This is a genomic window from Streptomyces sp. NRRL WC-3626 (assembly GCF_000718785.1).
Classification (GTDB): Bacteria; Actinomycetota; Actinomycetes; order Streptomycetales; family Streptomycetaceae; genus Streptomyces; species Streptomyces edwardsiae.
The window spans coordinates 1-22,966 of sequence record NZ_JOCA01000009.1 but is presented as its reverse complement, the minus strand read 5'-3'; the positions used below and the strand labels follow the sequence as shown (position 1 = coordinate 22,966).

Genomic DNA, 22,966 nt, shown 5'->3' with positions numbered 1-22,966 from the left:
GCGCTACGTGGTTCAGCGGTGACGCTATCGCGCTCTTGACGGTCCTGTCCCCGGGACCCCGAGCCGGGCTGTCACTCATAGTAAAACTATGAATACGCTCCGTGGCTAGGGGTCTGCGGCTCCCAAATGGGAAGAGCGCGCGCCGCATTGACGTACCCAGACGTCAGACGGTCGAACCGTCCGGCACCGGAGTCACGCCGGGTCACACCAGTACGTGGTCCACGAAGCACCAGCGCCAGTCCTCGCCGGGCTCATGGGTCCGCATCACGGGATGGCCGGTTTCCCTGTGGTGCTCCGTGGCGTGCCGGTTCGGCGAGGAGTCGCAGCACCCGACGTGACCGCAGGTGAGGCAGAGGCGCAGCTGCACCGGATCCGTGCCGTCCCGCAGGCACTCCGGACACGTCTCACCGAGCGGGACGGGTTCCGGGTGCGGCAGCGCGTCGGCGTGCGTGCACTGTTTCATGATTGCCAGATTACGACGCCCGCGCGGGGAGTCGCGCGGAAAAACGAGGGTGGGCCCGACATGGATGTGATGCCCCTGCTGTTGCTGGTGGCGGGCAGCGCCGCGATCGCCGCGGCCGCGCGGCGCACCCCGGTGCCGCCCCCGCTGCTGCTCGTCGCCGCCGGGCTGGCGGTGAGCTACCTCCCCGGCGTGCCCGAGTACACGCTCGATCCGCACATCGTCCTGCCGCTCATCCTCCCCCCGCTGCTGCACACGGCCGCCACCGACAGCTCCTACCTCGACCTGCGGGCCCAGCTGCGTCCGGTGGCGCTGCTGTCGGTGGGGTACGTGCTGTTCGCGACGTTCGCCGTCGGCTGGGTGCTGTATCTGATCGTGCCGGGCCTGCCGCTCACCGCGGCGCTGGTCTTCGGCGCCGTGGTGGCCCCGCCGGACGCCGTCGCGGCGACGGCGGTGGCGCGCAGGGTCGGCCTGCCGTCCCGGATCACCACCATCCTCCAGGGCGAGTCCCTCCTGAACGACGCCACCGCGATCACCGCGTTCCGGGTCGCCGTGGCGGCCGCGGTCGGCGAGGGCGCCACCTGGGCCGGGGGAGTCGGCGAGTTCCTGCTCGCGGCGGTCGGCGGTGTCGCGGTCGGCCTGGTGCTGATGGCGCCGCTGCACTGGCTGCGCGTCCACGTGAAGGAGGCGCTGCTGCAGAACACGCTCTCCCTGCTGATCCCGTTCGCCGCGTACGCCGCCGCCGAGCAGGTGCACGCCTCCGGTGTCATCGCCGTCGTGGTCGTCGCGCTCTACCTGGGACACCGCGCGTGGGAGGTCGACTTCGCCACGCGTCTCCAGGAGGACGCGGTGTGGAAGATGGTCGCGTTCGTCCTGGAGTCCGCGGTGTTCGCGCTGATCGGACTGCAGCTCCCCGTGGTCCTGAAGGGGCTCGGCGAGTACGAGGGCGTCGACGCCGCCTGGTACGCGGTCGCCGTGTTCGCGGTGGTCGTCGTCGTCCGGTTCGTCTGGGTGTACCCGGCGACCTGGCTGCCGCCGCTGCTGTCGGCGAGGATCCGGGAACGCGAGGGGAGACCCGGCTGGAAGGCGCCGTTCGTCATCGCGTGGGCCGGCATGCGCGGCGTGGTCTCGCTGGCCATCGCCTTCTCGATCCCGGTCACCGCCGAGAGCGAGAACTTCCCGCAGCGCAACCTGCTGCTCTTCCTGACCTTCACCACCGTCATCGGCACCCTGGTCGTGCAGGGCCTGACACTGCCCCCGCTGATCCGGATCCTGAAGCTCCCCGGACGCGACGCACGGGCCGAGACGCTGGCCGAGGCCAACGCCCAGGCGCAGGCCTCCCGGACCGCGGAGGAGCGACTGGACGAACTCCTGGCCGACGAGCGCAACGCGCTGCCCGCACCGCTCGCCGAACGGCTGCGCAGCGTCCTGGAACGCCGCCGCAACGCCGTCTGGGAACGGCTCGGGCAGGTCAACCCGGTCACCGGGGAGTCGGTGGACGACACCTACCGGCGGCTGTCCCGGGAGATGATCAGCGCGGAGCGCGAGGTCTTCGTCCGGCTGCGCGACGCCCGCTACATCGACGACGAGATGCTCCGCACCCTGCTGCGCCGCCTGGACCTGGAGGAGGCGGCGGCCTACCGGGAGGCGACGTAGCCGCTCACGGGAACGGCCGCCCGGTGATCACCGCGGCGAGCGTGCTCCCGCGCGGGAACGCGTTTTCCTCCGCCAGGGCGACAAGGGCGTAGAGCGACTTGGCGACATAGAGACGTTCGACCGGGATGCCGTGGCGGCGTTCGAAGTCCTCGGCGAACGCGTCGAGTTCCGGGGTGGTACGGGCGTATCCGCCGAAGTGGAAGCGGTCGTCGAGGCTCCAGTCGCCGCGCGGACCGCCGAACGCCGCCGTCTGCAGGGCCCGTATCTCCGCGCCCAGGAAACCGCCCTTCAGCACGGGTACGCCCAGCGCGCGGGTGCCGTCGCCGAGCCCGGCGGCCAGTCCGGCGAGCGTGCCGCCGGTGCCGCAGGGCACCGTCACCACGTCGGCGCGGCCGGCCAGTTCCTCCCCGAGCGCCCGGCAGCCGCGTACGGCTGCGGCGTTGCTGCCGCCCTCGGGCACGACGTACGCGTCCTCGGCGTCCGCCGCGCGGAGCACGGCCGCCAAAGTCTCCGGCTCGTGCTTGCGGCGGTACACCGACCGGTCGACGAAGCACAGCCGCATACCGTCGGCCGCGCACCGGGCCAGCGAGGGGTTGAGCGGGCGGCCGGCGAGTTCCTGCCCGCGCACCACGCCGACCGTGCGCAGACCGAGGAGGCGGCCGGCGGCGGCGGTGGCCCGCAGATGGTTGGAGTACGCGCCGCCGAAGGTGAGCACGGTCCGCCCGGCCGCCCCGGCGAGGTTCGGCGCGAGCTTGCGCCACTTGTTGCCGACCAGCTCGGGGTGGATCAGATCGTCCCGCTTCAGCAGCAGCCGTATCCCGCGCCGCTCGAACCGCTCGTCCACGACCTCCTGCAGCACGGACGGCAGCCGCGGACGCAGGCCCGCGAGGGCGCCGCGGGGGTCGGGGGTGTCGGAGCCGGTCACAGGACCATTGTCGCCCGCGCCTCCTCGCGGCCCCGGCGGCGCCCTCGCACCATGCCGATCAGGGAGGGGCCGCCCCGTAGGCACCACAGCGCGATCACCGGGTCGCAGATCGCGCAGCCCAGGGACGAGGTGTGGGCGAACGGGATGATCGGGTTGCCCTTGAGGTGGTGGACGACGTCCCACGCGGTGTGCAGCAGCCAGCCGACGCCGATGAACGTCCAGGAGTCCAGACCGCGGAAGGCGACATAGGTGACCAGCGCCGTGAAGGCGAACTCCCAGCCGCCCAGCCCGCCGCCGCTGAGATAGGCGGCGCCCGCACCGGCGACCATGATCGCGTTCAGGCGCCGCCGGTGCGGTTCGCGGACGAGGGACATCAGCAGGGCGTAGAGGAGACCGATGCCGACCGGGGCGACGTACTGCATGACTGGGCCTTTTCCTGGGACCGACGGGGACGGTTCACCACGCTAGGAGCGGGCCGTCCGGAGCCCCAGGGGAGCGAACGACAGTTTCCAACGGGTTGTCGCCGCCCGGGCCGTGCGCCGTCGCGCCCGCCCGTCACTTCAGCCGGTCGCCGATGCGTTTCCTCATCGAGCCCATCGTGAATCCGCGCGGGTCCACCTTCCCCGGCTGCCACTCCCTGTGCCCGATCACCGACCGCTCGTTCCAGCCGTGGTACCGGCACACGGCGGCCGCCGCCTTCTCGATGGCCTCCAGCTGCGCCGCCGGCCAGGGGTCGTCGCCGTCGCCCAGGTTCTCGCACTCGAAGCCGTAGAAGTGCCGGTTGCCGTCGGTGTTCGCCTCGTTGTCCGTCGGCAGCCCCTTCTCGGCGATCACCGCGCGGAGCACGTCGTCGTCGCCGAGCCCCGCGTGGTTGGCCCTGCCGTAGCCGACGAGGTGGACCCGGCCGTCCTTGGTGATGACGCCGTGGCACAGGGGCCCGGGCAGCCCCTCGTAGCCCTTGCGGCAGATGTCGACCGTGCGGGCGCTGCCCTTGGTCACCGTGTGGTGGATCATCACGCCGTGGACCGGGCCCCAGGGGCCCTTGTGGTTGCGGTTGTGGTCGCGCCAGTCGCCGACCTCGACGACGGTGAGTCCTTCCGCCTTGAGAGCGCGCAGGAACGCGCTCGCGGACATGGGTGGGGCCATGACCGCCCTCCTTCGTGCCGGGCGGCGGCCGCCGTTCGCAACCGCCTGCTACCCCGGCGTATACCTAAATGGAGCGGGCTCAACTACTTGTCAGTCTTCTGTGCGAGCCGATCCGGACAATCTTCTTCCGCTCCGCCGCCGTTGAGGCAAGCGCCCATCTCTGCCCAGCTCTCCCAAGATCCAACCCCGCTCGATCGTGTAATGGTGCGCGCACGCTGCGTGAGGAAGGCTTGATCGCGCAAGGCCACCCCCGGCGCGGCCGGGAGTGGGATCACCATTGGGGAGGGCGATTCTCTATGTCGGTAGGCGAACAGGTCGGCGCGGAGCAGGCCGGGCAGCAGCAGAGCCTCGGCACCGCGGCGGCGCGGAACCTGGCCACCACGACCAAGTCCGTGCCGCAGATGCAGGAGATCAGTTCCCGCTGGCTGCTGCGCATGCTGCCCTGGGTCGACGTACAGGGCGGTACATACCGTGTCAACAGGCGGCTCACCTACGCCGTCGGGGATGGCCGGATGACGTTCGTCAAGACCGGCGACCGCGTCGAGATCATCCCGGCGGAACTGGGCGAGCTGCCGGTGCTGCGGTCCTACGAGGACGAGGAGGTGCTGACCGAGCTGGCCGCCCGCTGCCGGCAGCGGGAGATCGAGGCCGGCCAGGTCATCGCCTCCTTCGGCAGTCCGGCCGACGAGGTGTACCTGCTGGCGCACGGCAGGGTGGAGCGCGTCGGCACCGGCCCCTACGGCGAGGACGAGTCCCTCGGAGTCCTCGCCGGCGGCGCCTACTTCGGCGAGCAGGCGCTGCTGAGCGACGACGCCATCTGGGAGTACACCGCCCGCACCCTCACCGCCTGCACCGTGCTGGTGCTGCCGCGGGACGCCGTCCAGCAGGTCGCCGAGCGGTCGGAGAGCCTGCGCGACCACCTGCGCCGGCCGCTCACGGTCCCCGGGCAGCGCACCAACAAGTTCGGTGAGAAGGAGATCGACCTCGCCGCCGGCCACAGCGGCGAGCCGGACATCCCGCACACCTTCGTCGACTACGAGGCCAGGCCCCGCGAGTACGAACTCAGCGTCGCCCAGACCGTGCTGCGCATCCACACCCGCGTGGCCGACCTCTACAACCAGCCCATGAACCAGACGGAACAGCAGATCAGGCTGACCGTCGAGGCGCTGAGGGAGCGCCAGGAGCACGAACTCGTCAACAACCGCGACTTCGGCCTGCTCCACAACTGCGAGTACGACCAGCGGATCCAGCCGCACGCCGGCGTACCGAGCCCCGACGACCTGGACGAACTGCTCAGCAGGCGGCGCGGGACCAGGATGCTGCTCGCCCACCCCCGCGCGATCGCCGCGTTCGGGCGTGAGCTCAACAAGCGGGGACTCGTGCCGGAGACCGTCGACATGGGCGGCAACCGCATCCCCACCTGGCGGGGTGTGCCCCTCTACCCGTGCAACAAGATCCCGGTGACCGAGGCCCGTACGACCTCCATCATCGCCCTGCGTACCGGGGAGGAGGACCAGGGCGTCATCGGGCTGCGGGCCGCCGGCATCCCCGACGAGATCGAGCCGGGTCTGTCCGTGCGGTTCATGGGCATCAACGAACAGGCCATCATCAAGTACCTGGTCACGGCCTACCACTCGGCCGCGGTCCTGGTCCCGGACGCGCTCGGCGTCCTGGAGAACGTCGAGATCGGCCGTTGGCGGTGACTCCCGGCCCGCTCCCGCACCGCACGCCGTGTCCCCGCCCGTCGGGGCGGGTACATCAGGGGGGTACGCGCTCGAAGGGTGCGGAAGCGCCATCCCTCCGTTCCTCCAGCGAGCCGGTCCCAGGGGGAAGCCGATGACGGAGTCCATCACGGAGCCGAAGACGGGGCTTACGACGCACAGCACGGCCGACACACCGGCGGTACCGGAGCAGCGGCCCGGTGACGGGCACGAGGCGGCGATGCTGCTGGAGCGGGCGCGGGCCGCGGTCGACCCGGTGCTGCGGGCCGCCATGGATTCGCTGCCCGCCCCGATGCGCCGCGTTGCGCTCTACCACTTCGGCTGGGAACAGGCCGACGGCACTCCGGCCGGGGGTGGTTCGGGCAAGGCGATCCGTCCCGGTCTGGTGCTCGCCGCGGCGTCCGCCCTGGGCGGGTCCGCGGCCCGCGCGGCCGCGGTCCGGGCGGCGGCCGCCGTGGAACTGGTCCACAACTTCACGCTGTTGCACGACGACGTGATGGACCGGGACGCGACGCGCCGTCACCGCCCCACCGCGTGGACGGTGTTCGGGGACGCCGACGCGATCCTCGCCGGGGACGCCCTTCAGGCGCTGGCCCTGCGACTGCTCGCCGAGGACCCCCATCCGGCGGCCTCGGCGGCGGCCGCCCGGCTCGCCGACTGCGTCATCGAACTGTGCGCGGGGCAGCACTCCGACACGGCCATGGAGCAGCGGGGCCCCGGCGAGGTCACCCTCGCCGAGACCCTCGCCATGGCCGAGGCCAAGACCGGCGCGCTGCTGGGCTGCGCCTGCGCGATCGGGGCGCTGTACGCGGACGCCGGCGACGCGGACGTGACGGCGATGGACGCGTTCGGCCGGGAGGCGGGACTGGCGTTCCAGCTCATCGACGACGTGATCGGCATATGGGGTGACCCCCGGCACACCGGCAAACCGGCCGGCGCGGACCTGGCCGCCCGCAAGAAGTCGCTGCCGGTCGTCGCGGCGCTCACCTCCGGTACCCCGCAGGCCGCGGAACTCGCCGCCCTGTACGCGGTCCCGCGTCAGCAGGGGGAGGACCTGGACCGGATGGCCCTGGCCGTGGAGCGGGCGGGCGGCAGGGACTGGGCGCAGACCCAGGCGGCCGACCGTATGGCCCGGGCCATGCAGGAGGTGGCCCGCGCGGTGCCCGACCCGGAGCGGGCGGGCGGCCTCCTTGCCCTGGCCGAGTTCGTGACCCGGCGCAGTACCTGACGGCCCGCCGGCCGTCTCCCCGGTCCCGGAACCACGGTGTGCCGTGCGGCCCCTGACTCCGCACGGTCCCCGTGGCTCCGGCCGGCGGGTCCCGCACTTCCCCACGGTGTGCGGGACCCGCCGTCTCCCAGCCGACCCCGCACTAGGCTCAACGTCCGTACGTTCGACGACGGTTGAGGCGAAGGGGCGGACATGGGTGTGGCGATCCGGACGGCTGGGGACGGGGACCGGGAGCTGATCGTCCGGCTGCTGGACGAGGCGTTCCAGGACGACCCGGTCAGCGGCTGGGTGTTCCCCGGCGAGGAGTACCGCCGTACGACACACCACCGGCTCATGGCCGCGTTCACCGACGTCGTGCTCGCCGAGGGGCGGGTCGACCTCGCCGAGGACGGCTCGGCGTGCGCGCTCTGGCTGTCCGTACCGGCACACGATCCGGCGCACGGCGGGGAACAGCCGGAGAGCGACGAGTTCGCGCGGATGCGCCGGACCGTCGATCCGGAGAACGAGCGCGTGGAGCTGATCGGCAGGCTCACCGCGGGCATTCATCCTGCGGGGCGGGCCCACGAGTACCTGTGGATGATCGGTGTGGCACCCGGCCGGCAGGGCGAGGGGCTCGGTACCGCGCTGATCGGCTCCGTCCTCGACCGCTGCGACCGGGACGGGCTGGCGGCGTATCTGGAGGCGAGCAGCGAACGCAGCGTCCGGCTGTACCGGCGCCTCGGCTTCGAGCCGGCCCGTGAGCCGCTGGCCCTCCCGGACGGCCCGCACATGTGGCCCATGTGGCGCGAACCCCGCACCACCGGCTGACGGGCCGGCAGGCCGCCGGAGGTCCGGGACCTCGAAAGGGACCTTCGGCCCTGCCCGTCGGCGCCCGCCCGGAGTTCACTGGCTCGCGGTAGCGCCCGTCGCCCGCATCGAGGGACCCGGCGGGTGTCGGACGACGAGGCCGGCGGGTGAGTATGAGGACAGCGGAGGACGACGACAGCGGGACGGGCGGGAACATCGCGGTGGTGGGGCACGCGGATCTGGCCCCGGACACGCTCCCGCTGGTGGAGTTCGCGCTGCGGACCCGGCTGGGGCGATGGCTCGCCCCGGTCAGGGCCATGGTGCGGACCGGCGCGGGAACACCCCTGGCGTTCGGCCGGGCCGCGCGGGCGGCGGGATGGCCGCTGGCCCTGGTGATCCCCACGCGTACCGGGATGCCCGCCATGCCGCCCCCGGGGGACCGGAGGGCGACCGGTGAACTGCTGACCCTCGCCGACCGGGTGCGCCTGCTGGCCTACGACCCGATGGACCGCGACTCCTGCATCGGCGCGGACGAGCGGCTGGTCGCCTCCAGCCGCCTCCTTCTGGCCGTCTGGGACGGTTCCCCGTCCGACGGCCGCGACGCCACCGCCCACCTGGTGACCTACGCCCGCGCACGAGGTGTCCCCGTGGAGATCGTGTGGCCCGCGGGGGCCACCAGGGCCGTGCTGCCCGTACCCGATCGGGCGGGCTGAACGACGAGAACAGGGACCTCTCCGGTCCGTGCCCCGGGACGTATGCGGGACCTTCCGACCCGAGCGGACGCCCCGCCGTACCGCGGCGATCGCTTGTCTGACCGGGTGTACGGCACATCCGTAGGGTCCGCCGTGCGACGACGGGCCGCGTCCACCACAAGCCCTGACCGCCGGGCCCCCGCTATGCGGAACCTCCTCACCCACTTGCCCTCGAACCGATGAATCCCCTTGCACCACTACAGTTGGAGTACTACAAATGGAGTTGTTCGGAAGGGCAGTCCACGGAAAGAGACCGCGTTGCGCAAGCTCACGTACTACATCGCCTGCTCCATCGACGGGTTCATCGGCGACCCGCAGGGTGACGCGTCGGCGATGTTCGCCTTCGTCGACGAGGAGTTCTTCGGGTTCCTCGCGGCGGAGTACCCCGAGACGATCCCGACCCCCGGCCGCCGGCAGATGAACATCGACCACCTGCCGAACAAGCGGTTCGACACGATCGTCCAGGGCCGGGCCAGCTACGACCTGGCGCTGCGGGAGGGCGTCACCAGCCCCTACGCCCACCTGCGCGAATACGTCGCCTCCCGCACGCTCGGGGAGTCGCCCGACCCCAATGTCGAGATCATCGCGGACGATCTGCCCGGCCGGGTGCGCGCGCTGAAGGCGGAGGACAGCGCGTACGGCGTCTATCTGTGCGGCGGGGCGGAGATCGCCGGCGAACTGCTCGACGAGATCGACGAGCTGATCATCAAGACCTATCCCATCGTGCAGGGCTCCGGCATGCCGATGTTCGCCGCCGGCTTCTCGATCACGCAGTTCGCGCTGGAGTCGGTGCGCACGTTCGGCAACGGCGCGCTGGTGCGGACGTACAGCAGGAAGCGCTGAACCGGCTCCGGGCCTACCCTGAGGGCATGGACAGTGAACAGCCCGTCTGTCCCGCCTGCGGACAGCCTGTGGAGACGGTGGTCCGGCGCCACAAGACGCTCGGCGCATGGGTGCCGGTGTGGGAGCACGGCCCCTGCCACAACCCGAAGTGCGAGAAGTCGCCGGACCTCGAGGCGGAGGAACCCGCGCCCACGGAAGCGGCCGCCACCGAGCGCTAGCGTGGTCGCATGGCATGGCGTTGGGGCGTGGGCATCTGGACGGCCGTCGTGATCGTCGGGGGCGGACTGATCCTGTGGCTGCAGGAGGAGACGGAACCTGCGGCGCCGCTGGTCTGGGAGCGGACGGACCCGAGCCCGGCCGCCCCCCTCCCGCGCTGCCCGGTCCCCGAGATCCCGCCGGACGCCGAGGACGGCGTGATCGCCACCGCCTGCCCGGGTCAGGGACCTGCCCGGCGCGGAAGGCCGCCCGTATCCGGATCCCGGCCCGTCAGACAGTACGTACCGCCCGCCGGGTCCCGCATCACCGTCCAGTGGCCGAACGCGGCCACGAACACGGCGCCGGACTCCTCGTGCCGCGTCCGGGTGGCACGGATGTCGGCGCAGGCGAGGTCCAGATGCGCGGAGACCGGCCGCTCCGCCGCCAGCCGCTGGAGCAGGATGCGCACGGGCAGCCCGGCCGGCGGCTTGACCACATGGAACTCCGGGAGCGAACCGGGTACGGAGTCCCAGTCGGACAACAGCTCGCTCCAGAAGGCGACTTCGGCGTCGTACGCGGACGGCGGGACATCGAGGCACACCTGGTCGAGGCGGCTGCCGTAGGTGACGGGCGGCCGCACCGACTCCCCGCGCCAGGGCAACGCACAGAACGGCTGCCCCGCCGGGGACCGCAGTACGGCCCACCCCTCGTGCTCGGCGACCGTCTCCGCGCCCAGCCGCGACGCGTGCGCGACGAACCCCGGTATGTCGTCCACGGAGAAGTCGAGATGAGCGCCGCCCGGCCCGGACACGATCCGCTGCATCCCCACGCAGGCGTCCGCACCCTCCGCCAGCAGGGTCGTGAACTCCCCGTGATCACCGCTGGGTTCGGACAGCCGCGTCCCCGTGACAGCCGTCCAGAACCCACCCGCCCGACCGGCCCCGGAAGCCGGCCGGTCGATGAACGCGTACGTCCAGCGGACGTTCACCGACGGGGCCGTTCCATGAAGCGCAGCATGTTCCCGGCCGGGTCGCGGAACGCGCAGTCACGTACCCCGTACGGCTGGTCCACCGGCTCCTGGAGCACATCCACACCGGCCTCACGGACGCGCTCGAAGAGGGCGTCGCAGTCGGTGGTGGTGAAGTTGACCCCGCGCAGCATGCCCTTGGCCAGCAGCTCGGCCATCGCCTGCCGGTCGCCGGGGGAGGCGTCCGGGTTCGCGGCGGGCGGCTCCAGGACGATCTCCACGTCCGGCTGCTCCGGCGAGGCGACCGTCACCCAGCGCATCCCCTCGAACCCCACGTCGTTACGGACCTCGAGCCCCAGCACGTCACGGTAGAAGGCCAGCGCCTTGTCGTGGTCGTCGACGGCGATGAAACACTGCGCGAGCCGTACATCGTTTCCTGTGTCCATGGACCCACGCTAAAAGGTTTCGCTCGGATCGACCCGCGGCTTGCCCCGGACAGGCCGGGTGTACATCCGCGCCACGCACGGCGGAATGACCGCGCTCTCCTCGTGCGACCGCGCCCGGTACGCGCTCGGCGTCTCCCCGACCAGCTCGGTGAACCGCGAGCTGAACGACCCCAGCGACGTGCACCCCACCGCGAGGCACACCTCCGTCACCGAGAGATCCCCCCGCCGCAGCAACGCCTTGGCCCGCTCGATACGCCGGGTCATCAGATAGGCGTACGGCGTCTGTCCGTACGCCGCCCGGAAACTCCGCTGGAAGTGCCCGGCCGACATCAACGCGGTCCGCGCCAGCTCCGCGACATCGAGCGGCTCGGCGTACTCCCGGTCCATCCGGTCCCGGGCCCGCCGCAACCGCACCAGATCCTCCAGCTCCATCCGTCCAGCCTCCCACGGCCGTGTGACAGGGGAGCCGTCCGGCAGACGCCGAAGGGCCCCGGCCGCACGATGCGGCACGGGACCCTTCGGGATGTCCGCGGACCCGCGATGGTGCACCGATCGCCGGTCGTGGCGCGGATCAGGCCTTCTTCGTCTCCCAGAAGATCTTGTCGACCTGGGCGATGTAGTCCAGGGCCTTCTGGCCGGTCGCCGGGTCCGTCGACGCCTTGGCGGCCGAGAGGGCCTTCAGGGTGTCGTTGACCAGCTGATGCAGCTCCGGGTACTTCTCGAAGTGCGGGGGCTTGAAGTAGTCGCTCCACAGCACGGAGACGTGGTGCTTCGCCAGCTCGGCGCGCTGCTCCTTGATGACCGTGGCGCGGGCCTGGAAGTGCGGGTCGTCGTTGCCGGCCATCTTCTCCTGGACGGCCTTCACCGACTCCGCCTCGATGCGGGCCTGGGCCGGGTCGTACACGCCGCAGGGCAGGTCGCAGTGGGCGCTGACCTTGACCTTGGGGGCAAACAGGCGGGAAAGCATGGAGCGTTTCCTTCCTCGTGATCGTCTTCTCACACTGGACATTACTCCGTGGCGGACGGCTTTTCGCGGGTGCCCCCGCGGGCTTAGGACAAAAGTCCGGGGTGAGACTGAGACTGGTGGAGGACGAACCGGGGAGGTGCCGGGTGATGCCGGAGCTGTCGCAGGACGCCGAACGGGCGAGGGCGCCGCTGCCCTTCGGGGTGGCCGAGGTGACCGGGCCGTCCATGGTGCCCACGCTGCACCACGGGGACCGGCTCCTGGTGCACTACGGGGCCCGGGTGAAGAGCGGGGACGTGATCGTGCTGCGGCATCCGTTCCAGCAGGACCTGCTCGTCGTCAAGCGGGCCGCCGAGCGGCGCGACGGAGGATGGTGGGTGCTCGGGGACAACAGGTTCGCGGGCGGCGACAGCACCGACTACGGGGTGGTGCCGGACGAGCTGGTGCTCGGCCGGGTCCGCTTCCGCTACCGGCCGCGCGGCTCCGGGAGGCGTTCACCGCTGGCCGTGGCCGGCTGGGTGCTGTCCTCGGCCCGGCCCGTGCTCTCCCTCTCCGGCCGGTCGGCCTCCAGGCGTTTGCGGGCGCGGTAGGCGGCCACGTTGGCGCGGGTGGCGCAGCGGTCGGAGCAGTAGCGGCGGGAGCGGTTGGTCGAGGTGTCCAGGTAGGCGTTGCGGCACGGCGCCGCCTCGCACAGACCGAGGCGGTCGACGCCGAACTCGGTGAGGTGGAAGGCCAGGCCCATCGCGGCGATGGCGGCATAGCCGGCGGTCGCGTTGGACGGGTGGTCGGCGAGGTGCATGTGCCACAGCGGGCGGCCGTCGTCGTCACGGAAGTCGTGGCCGGAGATCTGCGGGCTGACCGGGAACTCCAGCAGCAGGGAGTTCAGCAGGTCGACCGCGAGGGTCTCGTCGCCGCCGTCCGCCGCCTCGAACACCGAGCGCAGCCGGGCCCGGACCGAGCGGAACCGGGTCACATCGGCGTCGGCGGCGCGCCGGGCGGCCGACTGGTTCGAGCCGAACAGATCCCGTACGGCCTCCACCGAGGTCAGCGCGTCCTTCCCCCGGGCCGGTTCCTCGGTGTTGACGAGGCGTACGGCGTAATCGGAGTAATAGGCCAGTTCCACTTGTAGTCCTTACGCAGGGGATCTATCGTCAGGAGCGCGGTCTTGTAATGGACGATTCCGCACCCAGGGTATTACGGGACGTTTGCGAGGGAGGCGCTCCATGACGGACGCGGACACCACCACGGCGGCCACCGACTGGCAGGCCTGGCAGGAGAGCTGGGACCGGCAGCAGGAGTGGTACATGCCGGACCGTGAGGAACGCTTCCGGATCATGCTCGACATGGTGGAGGCCCTCGTCGGCACCGCGCCGCGCGTGCTCGACCTCGCCTGCGGCACGGGCAGCATCACCGCCCGGCTGTTCGACCGGTTCCCGGACGCCACCAGCACCGGCGTCGACCTGGACCCGGCGCTGCTCGCCATCGCCGAGGGCACCTTCGCGGGGGACGACCGGGTCTCCTTCGTGACGGCCGACCTCAAGGACCCCGAGTGGCCGGCGAAGCTGCCGTACGACTCCTACGACGCCGTCCTGACCGCGACCGCCCTCCACTGGCTGCACCGGGAACCTCTCGCGGACCTCTACGGGCACATCGCGGGGCTCGTCCGCGACGGCGGTGTCTTCATGAACGCGGACCACATGATCGACGACACCACGCCCCGGATCAACGCGGCGGAACGGGCGCTGCGCCACGCGCACATGGACCGGGCCAGGGCGGACGGCGCCGTCGACTGGGCCGACTGGTGGCAGCTCGCCGCGCAGGACCCGGTCCTCGCCGGGCCCACGGCCCGCCGCTTCGAGATCTACGGCGAGCACGCCGACGGCGACATGCCGGCCCCGGCGTGGCATGCGCGCGTGCTGCGCGAGAAGGGGTTCGGCGAGGCACGGCCGGTGTGGTGCTCGCCGTCGGACACCCTGCTGCTGGCACTGAAGTAGCACATGGGCGAGGGGCGGTACGGGGAATCCGTACCGCCCCTCGCCCATGTGCGGGACCGCGCTCAGAGCACCTTGGACAGGAACGCCTTCGTGCGCTCGTGCTGCGGGTCGGTCAGCACGTCGCGCGGGTTGCCCGACTCGACCACCACACCGCCGTCCATGAAGACCAGGCTGTCGCCCACCTCGCGCGCGAAGCCCATCTCGTGGGTGACGACGACCATCGTCATACCGGACTCGGCGAGGTCGCGCATGACGTCGAGGACGTCACCGACCAGCTCCGGGTCGAGCGCCGAGGTCGGCTCGTCGAAGAGCATCAGCTTCGGGTCCATGGCGAGCGCCCGCGCGATCGCGACGCGCTGCTGCTGGCCGCCGGAGAGCTGCGAGGGGTAGTTCCGGGCCTTGTCGCCGAGGCCCACGCGCTCCAGGAGCCGCATCGCCCGCTCCTTGGCCTGTGCCTTGCTCACGCCTTTGACCTGGACCGGCGCCTCCATGACGTTCTCGACGGCCGTCATGTGCGGGAACAGGTTGAAGCGCTGGAAGACCATGCCGATGTCCCGGCGCTTGAGGGCGACCTCACTGTCCTTCAGCTCGTAGAGCTTGTCACCCTTCTGGCGGTAGCCGACCAGATCACCGTCGACGTAAAGACGCCCGGCGTTGATCTTCTCGAGGTGGTTGATACACCTGAGGAAGGTGGACTTGCCGGAGCCGGAGGGGCCGATGAGGCAGAACACCTCGCCGGACTTCACCTCCAGGTCGATGCCCTGGAGGACCTCCACGGCGCCGAAGGACTTGTGGACGCCCTCCGCCTTGACCATGGGGACGGAGGAGTCCCGCACGCGGGCACCGTCGGTCTTGCTCGGCTTCTCGGTCATGCGATGCCTCCCTTCGGGCGGCGCGTCGGGAGGAAGGCGGCCTTCAGCCGCTGCAGGGGCGTCGGCGGCAGCGTACGGACCGCTCCGCGGGCGTAGTGACGCTCGACGTAGTACTGGCCCACGCTCAGGATGGAGGTCATGATCAGGTACCAGGCGGCGGCGAGGAAGTACATCTCCACCGGTGAGCCCGAGTTCTGGCCGATGTCCTTGGCTTCCTGGAAGAGGTCGGCGAACTGCACTGCCGAGACGAGCGAGGTCGTCTTCAGCATGTTGATGACCTCGTTGCCGGTGGGCGGCACGATCACCCGCATCGCCTGCGGAACGACGATCCGGCGCAGCGTCTTGGTGTGGCTCATGCCGAGGGCGTGCGACGCCTCGGTCTGGCCCTCGTCGACCGAGAGCAGGCCGGCCCGGCAGATCTCGGACATGTAGGCGGCCTCGTTGAGACCCAGGCCGAGCAGCGCCGTCAGCAACGGCGTCATGAACGACGCCCAGTAGTCCTTGTAGATCGGGCCGAGGTTGATGTACTCGAAGACCAGGCCGAGGTTGAACCAGACGAAGAGCTGGACCAGGACCGGGGTGCCGCGGAAGAACCAGATGTAGAACCAGGCGAGTGACGAGGTCACCGGGTTCTTCGACAGGCGCATCACGGCGAGCAGGATGCCGCCGGCGATGCCGATCACCATCGACAGGACGGTCAAGAGCAGGGTGTTGCCGACACCGTGCAGGATCCGGTCGTCGAAGAAGTAGTCGGGGATCGCGCCCCAGTTGATCTTGGCCTGCGCGAAGGCGTAGACGACCGCGCCCAGCAGGGCGAGTGCGACGGCCGCCGACACGTACCGCCCGGGGTGCCGGACCGGAATGGCCTTGATGGCCTCCGGCCCGGCAGCGGGCGTCGCGCCGGGACCGTCCGTCTTGTTGACGTCAACAGTCACGGGTGGAGCCTTTCAGAGCCGAGTCGAACCGGGGGTTCAGGAACCGCCGTTGATCTTGGCCTCGGTGATCGCGCCGTCCGCGACGCCCCACTTCTCGACGATCTTCTGGTACTCGCCGTTGTCGATGATGGCCTGGACGGCGGCCTGCAGCGCGTCGCGCAGTTCGTCGTTGCCCTTGGCGACGGCGATGCCGTACGGGCCCGCCTCGACCTGGTCGCCGACGACCTCGAAGTACTTGCCGCCGCCGGAGTTCTTCACGGAGTACGCGGCGATCGGGAAGTCGGCGGAGACGACGTCCGCGCCCTTGGAGCGCATCCGGGTCTCGGCCTCGGGGTTGGTGTCGAAGGGCTCGATCTTGAGGGTCTGCTCGCCGGCGTCCGTGCACTTCTTCGCCTGGTCCTTGGCGAGGTCGTGCGAGAAGGTGTTGCGCTGTACGGCCATGGTCTTGCCGCAGAGGTCGTCCCAGGTCTTGATCCCCTGGTCCTCGCCCTTGTTGGTGTACAGCGAGACGCCCGCGGTGAAGTAGTCGACGAAGTCGACACCCGCGCCGACCTTCTTGCCGGTGTCGCCGTCGATGCCTTCCTGCCGGTCCTTGGTGTCGGTCATCGCCGACATCGCCACGTTGTAGCGCTTGGAGGCGAGACCGCCGACGAGCGTGTCGAAGGTGGCGTTCTCGAACTCGAAGGTCACGCCGAGCTGCTTGCCCATCGCGGCCGCGATGTCGGGGTCGATGCCGACCACCTTGCCGGAGTCGTCCTTGAACTCGACCGGCGCGTAGGCGATGTCCGAACCGACCTTGATGACGCCCTTGTCGCGGATCGCCTGGGGAAGCTTGTCGGCCAGCGGGGCCTTGCTCTCGGACGTCGAGTCGCCGGCGCCCTTGTCCTTCGTCTGGTCACCGCAGCCGGTGAGAAGCAGTGTGCCTGCGACCGCGATCGCGCCGACCGCCGCAAGACGGGAGCGCGCGGCGGTGGTACGACGGGTGGTGCTTGCGGTCATGGTGGGTTCCTCCGGCGGATGGGTGGAGATGCCGATGGGTGGGCCGCCGATGGGTACCGGCGGCGCCGCAGGTCGACGGGAACACACGCCTTCGAGTGTCGCGACCTCGTGCGATTACGGCATCTTGCCATTCGGTCTGAGCCATTCAGGGGGCCCGTGATGTCAAAATCGGATAACGGGTCGTACCCGAACCACACCACTCCGGGACATCCGGCCGAAGAGTCTGCGGGATTCGGCCGCTCTGGCCGGAAGATCTGCGGCTCATTCCAGGATGTGGACGCACCTGCCGAGGTTTTTGTCGTTTTTGTGGGCTTGCTCGTAGCCCCTCGGTCCCTTGTCCTGATATGGAGCGACAATTCAGAGCGGCGGCATGTGACCTTCGCGTTATGGACTCGTCGCCGACGGCGTCCGTCCGGTAAGAAGGTTCCTCACACCCCTCATCCGGGGCACAGGGCGCGTGTGCGGCGTGCCCGTCGTGTTCGGCCCGTACGCATCATCCCTCCGGGCCTTGCGCGGTCCCGCCCACCCCTCACCAGGAGTGGCAACCCTCAAACCATGAACACTTAAGGGGTAAAACCAAGTGGCAGCGGAGATTGTCAATCCTCGCAGCGACAGCGAAAGCCGGACCGGTCGTACGGAGCAGGGTGACGGGGCAGAGCCCCTTGACTCCTTCGACCCGGCGTTCGCGCTGCACCGCGGCGGCAAGATGGCTGTGCAGGCCACCGTGCCGATCCGCGACAAGGACGATCTGTCCCTGGCGTACACGCCCGGCGTCGCGAAGGTGTGCAGCGCGATCGCCGAGCAGCCGGACCTCGTCCACGACTACACGTGGAAGTCGCAGGTCGTCGCCGTCGTGACGGACGGTACGGCCGTGCTGGGCCTCGGTGACATCGGACCCGAGGCGTCCCTCCCGGTGATGGAGGGCAAGGCCATCCTCTTCAAGCAGTTCGGCGGTGTGGACGCGGTCCCGATCGCGCTGGCCTGCACCGATGTGGACGAGATCGTCGAGACCGTGGTCCGGCTCGCCCCGTCCTTCGGCGGGGTGAACCTGGAGGACATCTCGGCGCCCCGCTGCTTCGAGATCGAGAAGCGGCTGCAGGAGCGGCTGGACATCCCGGTCTTCCACGACGACCAGCACGGCACGGCGGTCGTGACGCTGGCGGCGCTGCGGAACGCGGCGCGGCTGAGCGGGCGGCCGCTCGGTGATCTGCGGGCCGTGATCTCGGGCGCGGGAGCGGCGGGTGTCGCCATCGCCAAGATGCTGATCGAGGCCGGTATCGGCGATGTCGCCGTGGCCGACCGCAAGGGCGTCGTCTCGCGGGACCGCGGGGACCTCACGCCGATCAAGACGGAACTGGCGTCCTTCACCAACAAGGCCGGAATCTCCGGTTCGCTGGAGTCGGCTCTGTCCGGCGCCGACGTCTTCATCGGCGTCTCCGGCGGTACGGTGCCGGAGCCGGCGGTGGCGTCGATGGCCGAGGGCGCGTTCGTCTTCGCCATGGCCAACCCGAACCCCGAGGTGCACCCGGAGATCGCGCACAAGTACGCGGCGGTCGTGGCCACCGGGCGGTCGGACTTCCCGAACCAGATCAACAACGTCCTGGCGTTCCCCGGCATCTTCGCGGGCGCGCTGCAGGTGCGCGCCTCCCGGATCACCGAGGGGATGAAGCTGGCGGCGGCCGAGGCGCTGGCCTCGGTGGTGGGCGACGATCTCGCCGCCGACTACGTCATCCCGTCCCCGTTCGACGAGCGGGTCGCCCCCGCGGTGACGGCCGCGGTGGCCGCGGCCGCCCGTGCGGAGGGTGTCGCCCGCCGCTGAAGCGCGTGGACCGCCGGCCGGCCCCGTCCCCCCGGTGGGGCGGGGCCGGCCGTCTTTCGCCGGTGTGCCCGGTGGCAAGAGGGCGTGTCTCACAGTGGGGCCTGGTTCCTTCGGCGGGGCGGGGAACCTATCGTCAAGGTCATGTTCGCCGTCTACGCCGCCCGAATCGACCGCGACCAGCCGCTCACGGGTCTGGAGTCGGGAGAGCGTCCCGCTCCCGAGTCCCGGCCCGGCTGGAGCACCGTCACGGTCAAGGCCGCCTCCCTCAACCACCATGACCTCTGGTCCCTGCGGGGCGTCGGCCTCGCGGAGGACAAGCTGCCGATGATCCTCGGCTGCGACGCCGCAGGCGTCGACGAGGACGGCAACGAGGTCGTCCTGCACTCCGTGATCGGCCAGAGCGGGCACGGCGTGGGTCCCCGTGAGCCCCGGTCCATCCTCACCGAGCGCTATCCGGGCACCTTCGCCGAGCAGGTCGCCGTGCCCACCTGGAACCTGCTGCCCAAGCCGAAGGAGCTCTCCTTCGAGGAGGCCGCCTGTCTGCCGACCGCCTGGCTGACCGCGTACCGGATGCTGTTCACCAACGCCGGGGTACGGCCCGGGGACTCGGTGCTGGTGCAGGGAGCCGGGGGCGGTGTCGCCACCGCCGCGATCGTGCTCGGCAAGGCGGCGGGGCTGCGGGTCTTCGCCACCAGCCGGGACGAGGCCAAGCGCAAGCGCGCGCTCGAACTCGGGGCCGTGGAGGCCGTGGAGACCGGGGCGAGGCTGCCACAGCGGGTCGACGCGGTCATCGAGACCGTGGGCGCCGCCACCTGGTCCCACTCGGTGAAGTCGCTGCGTCCCGGCGGCACGCTGGTGATCTCCGGCGCCACCAGCGGTGACCGGCCCCCGCACGCCGAGCTGACCCGGATCTTCTTCCTGGAGCTCAAGGTCGTCGGGTCGACCATGGGCACCAAGGACGAGCTGGAGGACCTCCTCTCCTTCTGCGCCGCCACGGGCGTACGTCCCGTCATCGACGAGGTGCTGCCCCTGGACCGGGCACGGGAGGGCTTCGAACGGATGGAGTCCGGCGGGCAGTTCGGCAAGATCGTGCTCACCAGTCCCTGACGGAGGGGCCGAGAAGGCTCGCACGGCCGGTCCGGGTCTCCGGGCCGGCCGTCGGCATGTCAACTGGGGTTGACATGCCGCCCTCGTCAACTTACGTTGACATCATGACTGAGGCAACCGACCTCGCCGAGCGCGCGGGCGACCGTGACCCACGGGTCGGCCTGCGGGCCGTCGCCGCCCTGCGCCGGCTGCTGGAGCAACTGGAGACCGTGCAGGTGCGCAACGCGCGCCATCAGGGCTGGTCGTGGCAGGAGATCGCGACCGAACTCGGGGTCAGCAGGCAGGCCGTGCACAAGAAGTACGGGAGGCATTGATGTTCGAGCGGTTCACGAAGGACGCCCGTGATGTGGTGAAGGGGGCGGTCGAGTACGCCGACGGGGCGCGGACGGGGACCGTCGACGCCGAGCATCTCCTGCGCGCCCTGCTGGAGCGCCGGGCGAGCCGCGCGTCCTTCGCGCTGGCGGCGCTCGGTGTGGACGAGCGGGGGGAGTCCGTACGGCGGGCGCTGGACGAGGCCCGGCGCCGGGCCGGTCTGTCGCAGGCCGAGTCCGACGCCCTCGCCGGACTGGGGATCGACGTCTCGGAGATCGTCGCCAGGGTGGAGGAGACCCATGGCGTCGGGGCGATGTCCGGCGACCGCGGGGACAAGGGCCGGTGGTCGGGGCGCCGCAGCTTCGGCCGGGGCGCCAAGGACGTACTCGAAAGGGCCCTGCGGGTCGCCGTGGCCCGCAGGGACCGCCATATCGGCGACGAGCACATCCTGCTCGCCCTCACCGCCCGCCCCGGTGTGCCCGCCGAGGTCCTCGCCGACCACGGGGTGACCTATGAGTCCGTCACCCGCGTGCTGTACGGGAGCGGCGACGCCAAGGCGGGCTGACGCCGGATCAGTCCTTCCCGGTGGGCGGCCCCGCGTGCGGGGCGCGGAGTATCACCCCGATGTGGGCCGCCGCCGTGGACAGATGGCGACGGGCGTCGCGGAGCTGGGCGGTGGTGACTCCCTGGTCGCGGGCCGCGTCCCGGATGTCGTCCCGGAAGCGGTCCAGCAGCCGGTCCAGGTCACGGGCCGGGTCACCGGTGGACTCCGCGGCGTCCTCGTGCGCCCAGGCCGGGGTGTAGCCGGCGGGGAAGTCCTCGGGCGTGTCGGAGTATGACGGCCCGGACGTCTTGCCGGGGCTTCCCGTGCCGGTGCCTGCCGTTCCGGGGCTTCCCGTGCCGGTGCGGCCGAAGGCGAAGTCCTTGCCGAACTCGCTCATCTCCTTGGCCAGTTCGCCCAGGCCCTCACGCAGTCCGGTCGGCCAGTCGCCCCGGGCGAAGTGGCCCTGCACCTGTTCCTGGACCTGCCGCACGACGCGCTGCACCTCCTCCTGCGCCCTGTCCTGGGCCTCCTTGGCCTGGCGGCGGGCGCGCTGGGCCTCCTCGCGGGAGCGGCGGCTCTCGTCCTTGGCGCGCCGGGCCTGTTCCTTCCACTCCTGCTTGGCTCGGCGCATCTCCTCCTTGGCGGCGCGCCAGGCGTCCTTGTCGCCGAACATCGTGAAGTCGCCGAAGGCACCCTCCTCAGCGCCGGACGTCCCGCCCGTACGGCTCTGGCGGGCCTGGCCGGCGGCGGCCCGCATCTCGCGGCGCAGATCGCCCGCCGCCCCGCTGACGTCGGCGCGGATCTCCGCGGCCAGTTCGGCGACGGACTCCCGGATCTCCAGTTCCAGATCGGCCAGTTCGCCGCTGCGGTCGGCCAGTTCGGCGCGGCCGGCGTCGGTGATGGAGTACACCTTGCGGCCGCCCTCGGTGGTGTGGGTGACCAGACCCTCCGCCTCCAGCTTGGCCAGGCGCGGGTAGACCGTGCCCGCCGAGGGCGCGTACAGCCCCTGGAAGCGCTCCTCCAGGAGGCGGATCACCTCGTAGCCGTGGCGCGGGGCCTCGTCCAGCAGCTTCAGCAGGTACAGGCGGAGGCGTCCGTGGGCGAAGACGGGGGGCATGTCAGAGCACCTTCTTGTCGGTCGTACCGGCATTGTCTCCCGAGCCGGGCCGCGGTTCGGGCTCCCCGGCTGCCGCGGCCGGGCGGCGCAGCAGGGCGATGGAGCCCGAGACGGTGGTGGCGCGCAGTTTGCCGCTGCCGGTGCCCAGGCGGCCGGTGAGCTTGTGGGCGCCCCACTGGCCCTGGACCCGGAGGTCGTCGAAGGCGTTGGAGATGGCGCCGCTCGCGGTGTTGGCCTCGACCTCGGCGTCGGCCGGGTCCGGCAGGCGAATGGCTATCTCACCCGAGACGCTGGTCAGCCGGACGTCGGTGGGGCCGCCGGGGTCGAGGTCCACGATCATCGATCCGCTGACGGTGTCCGCCCGTACGGAGGAGCCGGAGCCCTCGACGACGGTGAGGTCGCCGGAGACGGAGGCGAAGCGCAGGTCGCCCGTGACGGACTGGGCCTCCACGCTGCCGGACACGGTGTCCGCGCGGACCGGGCCGGAGAGGGCGACGAGGGTGGTGTCGCCGGCGACCCCCTTCACCGCGGCGGGGGCCTGGATGCCGGAGAGGACGGCGGCGGCGCCGACCACGCCCACCTCTACGCGGGTCTGGGCGGGGACGGCGAGGGAGACCACCGCGCTGCGGCGCCAGCCCTTGCGGTCGAGCCACTTGAGGAAGCCCTTCCAGGGGAGGTCTTCGTAGGCGACCGTGAGGGTGCCGCTGTGGTGGGTGACGGTGAGGGGCGGGCCGTCTATGTCGGAGACCTGGAGGTGGGCCTCGGGGGCGTCGGTGCCGACGATGTTCACCGTGCCGTTGACGACGCGGACGTGGAGGTCCGTGACGGGGGTGTCGAAGGTGAGCTTTGTGGGGTGCGCGACGGTCCACTCGGTCATGGGGGCCTCCTGCTGAGGACGCGGCATATCGCGTCTGTACGTGATTCACGATATATCGCGGGAGGGGAAAGTCAAGACACTCGATGGGGTGAAGCGGGGGGTTTGTGGCCGGTGTCGGCCGACGCTTGTGCGGGTGCCGACGCGCTTGTGTTGCCCCGGGGTGCGGTCGCCCTGCGGGGGCGCGGGTGCTGGGCGGGGGGTGTTCGCGCGGCCCGGCGCTTACGGGGTGCCGTCGCGCCCACCCGTGCCGCCCTGCGGCACGATTGCCCGCGGAGGGCGGAGGGCGGAGGGCGGAGGGCGG

Annotated in this window: 26 protein-coding genes and 1 pseudogene; 13 read left to right on the top strand and 14 right to left on the bottom strand. The window is 71.1% G+C overall.

What is annotated here, in order from left to right; genetic code table 11:
• Positions 1–202: 202 nt before the first annotated feature.
• Positions 203–463 carry a UBP-type zinc finger domain-containing protein gene (locus tag IF28_RS0115865; protein ID WP_030219872.1) on the bottom strand — a complete coding sequence of 87 codons (261 nt, stop codon included), beginning with the start codon at positions 461–463 and terminating at the stop codon, positions 203–205.
• 60 nt (positions 464–523) lie between these two features.
• Between IF28_RS0115865 and IF28_RS0115860 the strand changes: the two genes are divergently transcribed.
• Positions 524–2,116, top strand: coding sequence for a Na+/H+ antiporter (locus IF28_RS0115860; RefSeq protein WP_030219870.1), 1,593 nt, complete (start codon positions 524–526; stop codon positions 2,114–2,116).
• A gap of 4 nt (positions 2,117–2,120) precedes the next feature.
• Here IF28_RS0115860 and IF28_RS0115855 read toward each other — a convergent pair whose 3' ends face one another.
• The 3 genes from IF28_RS0115855 to IF28_RS0115845 form a co-directional block, all read right to left on the bottom strand.
• Positions 2,121–3,041, bottom strand: coding sequence for a 1-aminocyclopropane-1-carboxylate deaminase/D-cysteine desulfhydrase (locus tag IF28_RS0115855; RefSeq protein WP_030219867.1), 921 nt, complete (start codon positions 3,039–3,041; stop codon positions 2,121–2,123).
• The gene (locus IF28_RS0115850) at positions 3,038–3,463 is read right to left on the bottom strand and encodes a DUF6010 family protein (RefSeq protein ID WP_030219864.1); all 426 of its coding nucleotides are present in this window, start codon (positions 3,461–3,463) and stop codon (positions 3,038–3,040) included. The genes IF28_RS0115855 and IF28_RS0115850 overlap by 4 nt, the downstream gene beginning before the upstream one ends.
• Positions 3,464–3,596: 133 nt before the next feature.
• Positions 3,597–4,187, bottom strand: a complete 591-nt coding sequence (locus tag IF28_RS0115845; protein WP_030219862.1) for an N-acetylmuramoyl-L-alanine amidase — start codon at positions 4,185–4,187, stop codon at positions 3,597–3,599.
• A gap of 296 nt (positions 4,188–4,483) precedes the next feature.
• Between IF28_RS0115845 and IF28_RS0115840 the strand changes: the two genes are divergently transcribed.
• From IF28_RS0115840 to IF28_RS0115815, 6 genes are all read left to right on the top strand, one after another.
• Complete coding sequence (locus IF28_RS0115840) at positions 4,484–5,890, top strand: family 2B encapsulin nanocompartment shell protein (RefSeq protein ID WP_030219858.1); 1,407 nt, start codon at positions 4,484–4,486, stop codon at positions 5,888–5,890.
• Positions 5,891–6,023: 133 nt separating this feature from the next.
• Complete coding sequence (locus IF28_RS0115835) at positions 6,024–7,136, top strand: family 2 encapsulin nanocompartment cargo protein polyprenyl transferase (RefSeq protein WP_030219854.1); 1,113 nt, start codon at positions 6,024–6,026, stop codon at positions 7,134–7,136.
• Positions 7,137–7,328: 192 nt separating this feature from the next.
• The gene (locus tag IF28_RS0115830) at positions 7,329–7,943 is read left to right on the top strand and encodes a GNAT family N-acetyltransferase (protein WP_030219851.1); all 615 of its coding nucleotides are present in this window, start codon (positions 7,329–7,331) and stop codon (positions 7,941–7,943) included.
• A 152-nt stretch (positions 7,944–8,095) separates the two neighbouring features.
• Positions 8,096–8,635: a hypothetical protein gene (locus tag IF28_RS0115825; protein ID WP_051713764.1), complete on the top strand. Its 540-nt coding sequence runs from the start codon at positions 8,096–8,098 to the stop codon at positions 8,633–8,635.
• A gap of 297 nt (positions 8,636–8,932) precedes the next feature.
• Positions 8,933–9,517: a dihydrofolate reductase family protein gene (locus tag IF28_RS0115820; RefSeq protein ID WP_030219845.1), complete on the top strand. Its 585-nt coding sequence runs from the start codon at positions 8,933–8,935 to the stop codon at positions 9,515–9,517.
• Positions 9,518–9,543: 26 nt separating this feature from the next.
• A complete protein-coding gene (locus tag IF28_RS0115815) occupies positions 9,544–9,735 on the top strand; it encodes a hypothetical protein (RefSeq protein ID WP_030219842.1) in 192 nt (63 codons plus the stop codon).
• Between the two features lie 218 nt (positions 9,736–9,953).
• Here IF28_RS0115815 and IF28_RS0115810 read toward each other — a convergent pair whose 3' ends face one another.
• From IF28_RS0115810 to sodN, 4 genes are all read right to left on the bottom strand, one after another.
• Entirely contained in the window at positions 9,954–10,700 is a 747-nt protein-coding gene (locus tag IF28_RS0115810) for a VOC family protein (protein WP_030219839.1), read from the bottom strand.
• Positions 10,697–11,125 carry a VOC family protein gene (locus IF28_RS0115805; protein ID WP_030219836.1) on the bottom strand — a complete coding sequence of 143 codons (429 nt, stop codon included), beginning with the start codon at positions 11,123–11,125 and terminating at the stop codon, positions 10,697–10,699. Before IF28_RS0115805 ends, IF28_RS0115810 begins: the two co-directional genes overlap by 4 nt.
• A 9-nt stretch (positions 11,126–11,134) precedes the next feature.
• Positions 11,135–11,557, bottom strand: a complete 423-nt coding sequence (locus tag IF28_RS0115800; protein ID WP_030219833.1) for a helix-turn-helix domain-containing protein — start codon at positions 11,555–11,557, stop codon at positions 11,135–11,137.
• 139 nt (positions 11,558–11,696) lie between these two features.
• Entirely contained in the window at positions 11,697–12,092 is a 396-nt protein-coding gene (gene sodN / locus IF28_RS0115795) for a superoxide dismutase, Ni (RefSeq protein WP_030219831.1), read from the bottom strand.
• Positions 12,093–12,238: 146 nt separating this feature from the next.
• Here sodN and sodX point away from each other — a divergent pair.
• Positions 12,239–12,490, top strand: a pseudogene (gene sodX, locus IF28_RS39855) (nickel-type superoxide dismutase maturation protease); the annotation flags it as partial.
• A gap of 65 nt (positions 12,491–12,555) precedes the next feature.
• On the opposite strand, the gene IF28_RS0115790 reads toward sodX, so the two are convergent.
• Positions 12,556–13,212, bottom strand: a complete 657-nt coding sequence (locus IF28_RS0115790) for a CGNR zinc finger domain-containing protein (RefSeq protein ID WP_030219828.1) — start codon at positions 13,210–13,212, stop codon at positions 12,556–12,558.
• Between the two features lie 100 nt (positions 13,213–13,312).
• Between IF28_RS0115790 and IF28_RS0115785 the strand changes: the two genes are divergently transcribed.
• Positions 13,313–14,083, top strand: coding sequence for a class I SAM-dependent methyltransferase (locus tag IF28_RS0115785; protein ID WP_030219819.1), 771 nt, complete (start codon positions 13,313–13,315; stop codon positions 14,081–14,083).
• Between the two features lie 62 nt (positions 14,084–14,145).
• On the opposite strand, the gene IF28_RS0115780 is transcribed toward IF28_RS0115785, so the two are convergent.
• The 3 genes from IF28_RS0115780 to IF28_RS0115770 are packed head-to-tail and all read right to left on the bottom strand — an operon-like array spanning position 14,146 to position 16,889.
• A complete protein-coding gene (locus IF28_RS0115780; protein ID WP_051713763.1) occupies positions 14,146–14,955 on the bottom strand; it encodes an amino acid ABC transporter ATP-binding protein in 810 nt (269 codons plus the stop codon).
• On the bottom strand, positions 14,952–15,890 hold the full coding sequence (locus tag IF28_RS0115775) for an amino acid ABC transporter permease (RefSeq protein WP_030219814.1): 939 nt from the start codon (positions 15,888–15,890) through the stop codon (positions 14,952–14,954). Before IF28_RS0115775 ends, IF28_RS0115780 begins: the two co-directional genes overlap by 4 nt.
• 36 nt (positions 15,891–15,926) lie before the next feature.
• On the bottom strand, positions 15,927–16,889 hold the full coding sequence (locus tag IF28_RS0115770) for an ABC transporter substrate-binding protein (RefSeq protein WP_030219811.1): 963 nt from the start codon (positions 16,887–16,889) through the stop codon (positions 15,927–15,929).
• 580 nt (positions 16,890–17,469) lie between these two features.
• Here IF28_RS0115770 and IF28_RS0115765 point away from each other — a divergent pair.
• From IF28_RS0115765 to IF28_RS0115750, 4 genes are all read left to right on the top strand, one after another.
• Positions 17,470–18,708, top strand: coding sequence for an NAD(P)-dependent malic enzyme (locus tag IF28_RS0115765; RefSeq protein WP_030219808.1), 1,239 nt, complete (start codon positions 17,470–17,472; stop codon positions 18,706–18,708).
• Positions 18,709–18,849: 141 nt separating this feature from the next.
• The gene (locus IF28_RS0115760) at positions 18,850–19,815 is read left to right on the top strand and encodes a zinc-binding dehydrogenase (RefSeq protein ID WP_030219805.1); all 966 of its coding nucleotides are present in this window, start codon (positions 18,850–18,852) and stop codon (positions 19,813–19,815) included.
• A 104-nt stretch (positions 19,816–19,919) separates the two neighbouring features.
• Positions 19,920–20,129 carry an HTH domain-containing protein gene (locus IF28_RS0115755; RefSeq protein ID WP_030219802.1) on the top strand — a complete coding sequence of 70 codons (210 nt, stop codon included), beginning with the start codon at positions 19,920–19,922 and terminating at the stop codon, positions 20,127–20,129.
• The gene (locus IF28_RS0115750; RefSeq protein WP_030219799.1) at positions 20,129–20,692 is read left to right on the top strand and encodes a Clp protease N-terminal domain-containing protein; all 564 of its coding nucleotides are present in this window, start codon (positions 20,129–20,131) and stop codon (positions 20,690–20,692) included. The genes IF28_RS0115755 and IF28_RS0115750 overlap by 1 nt, the downstream gene beginning before the upstream one ends.
• Before the next feature lie 7 nt (positions 20,693–20,699).
• On the opposite strand, the gene IF28_RS0115745 is transcribed toward IF28_RS0115750, so the two are convergent.
• The gene (locus tag IF28_RS0115745) at positions 20,700–21,788 is read right to left on the bottom strand and encodes a PadR family transcriptional regulator (protein ID WP_030219796.1); all 1,089 of its coding nucleotides are present in this window, start codon (positions 21,786–21,788) and stop codon (positions 20,700–20,702) included.
• A 1-nt stretch (position 21,789) separates the two neighbouring features.
• Positions 21,790–22,665 carry a DUF4097 family beta strand repeat-containing protein gene (locus IF28_RS0115740; RefSeq protein ID WP_030219793.1) on the bottom strand — a complete coding sequence of 292 codons (876 nt, stop codon included), beginning with the start codon at positions 22,663–22,665 and terminating at the stop codon, positions 21,790–21,792.
• Positions 22,666–22,966 lie beyond the last annotated feature (301 nt).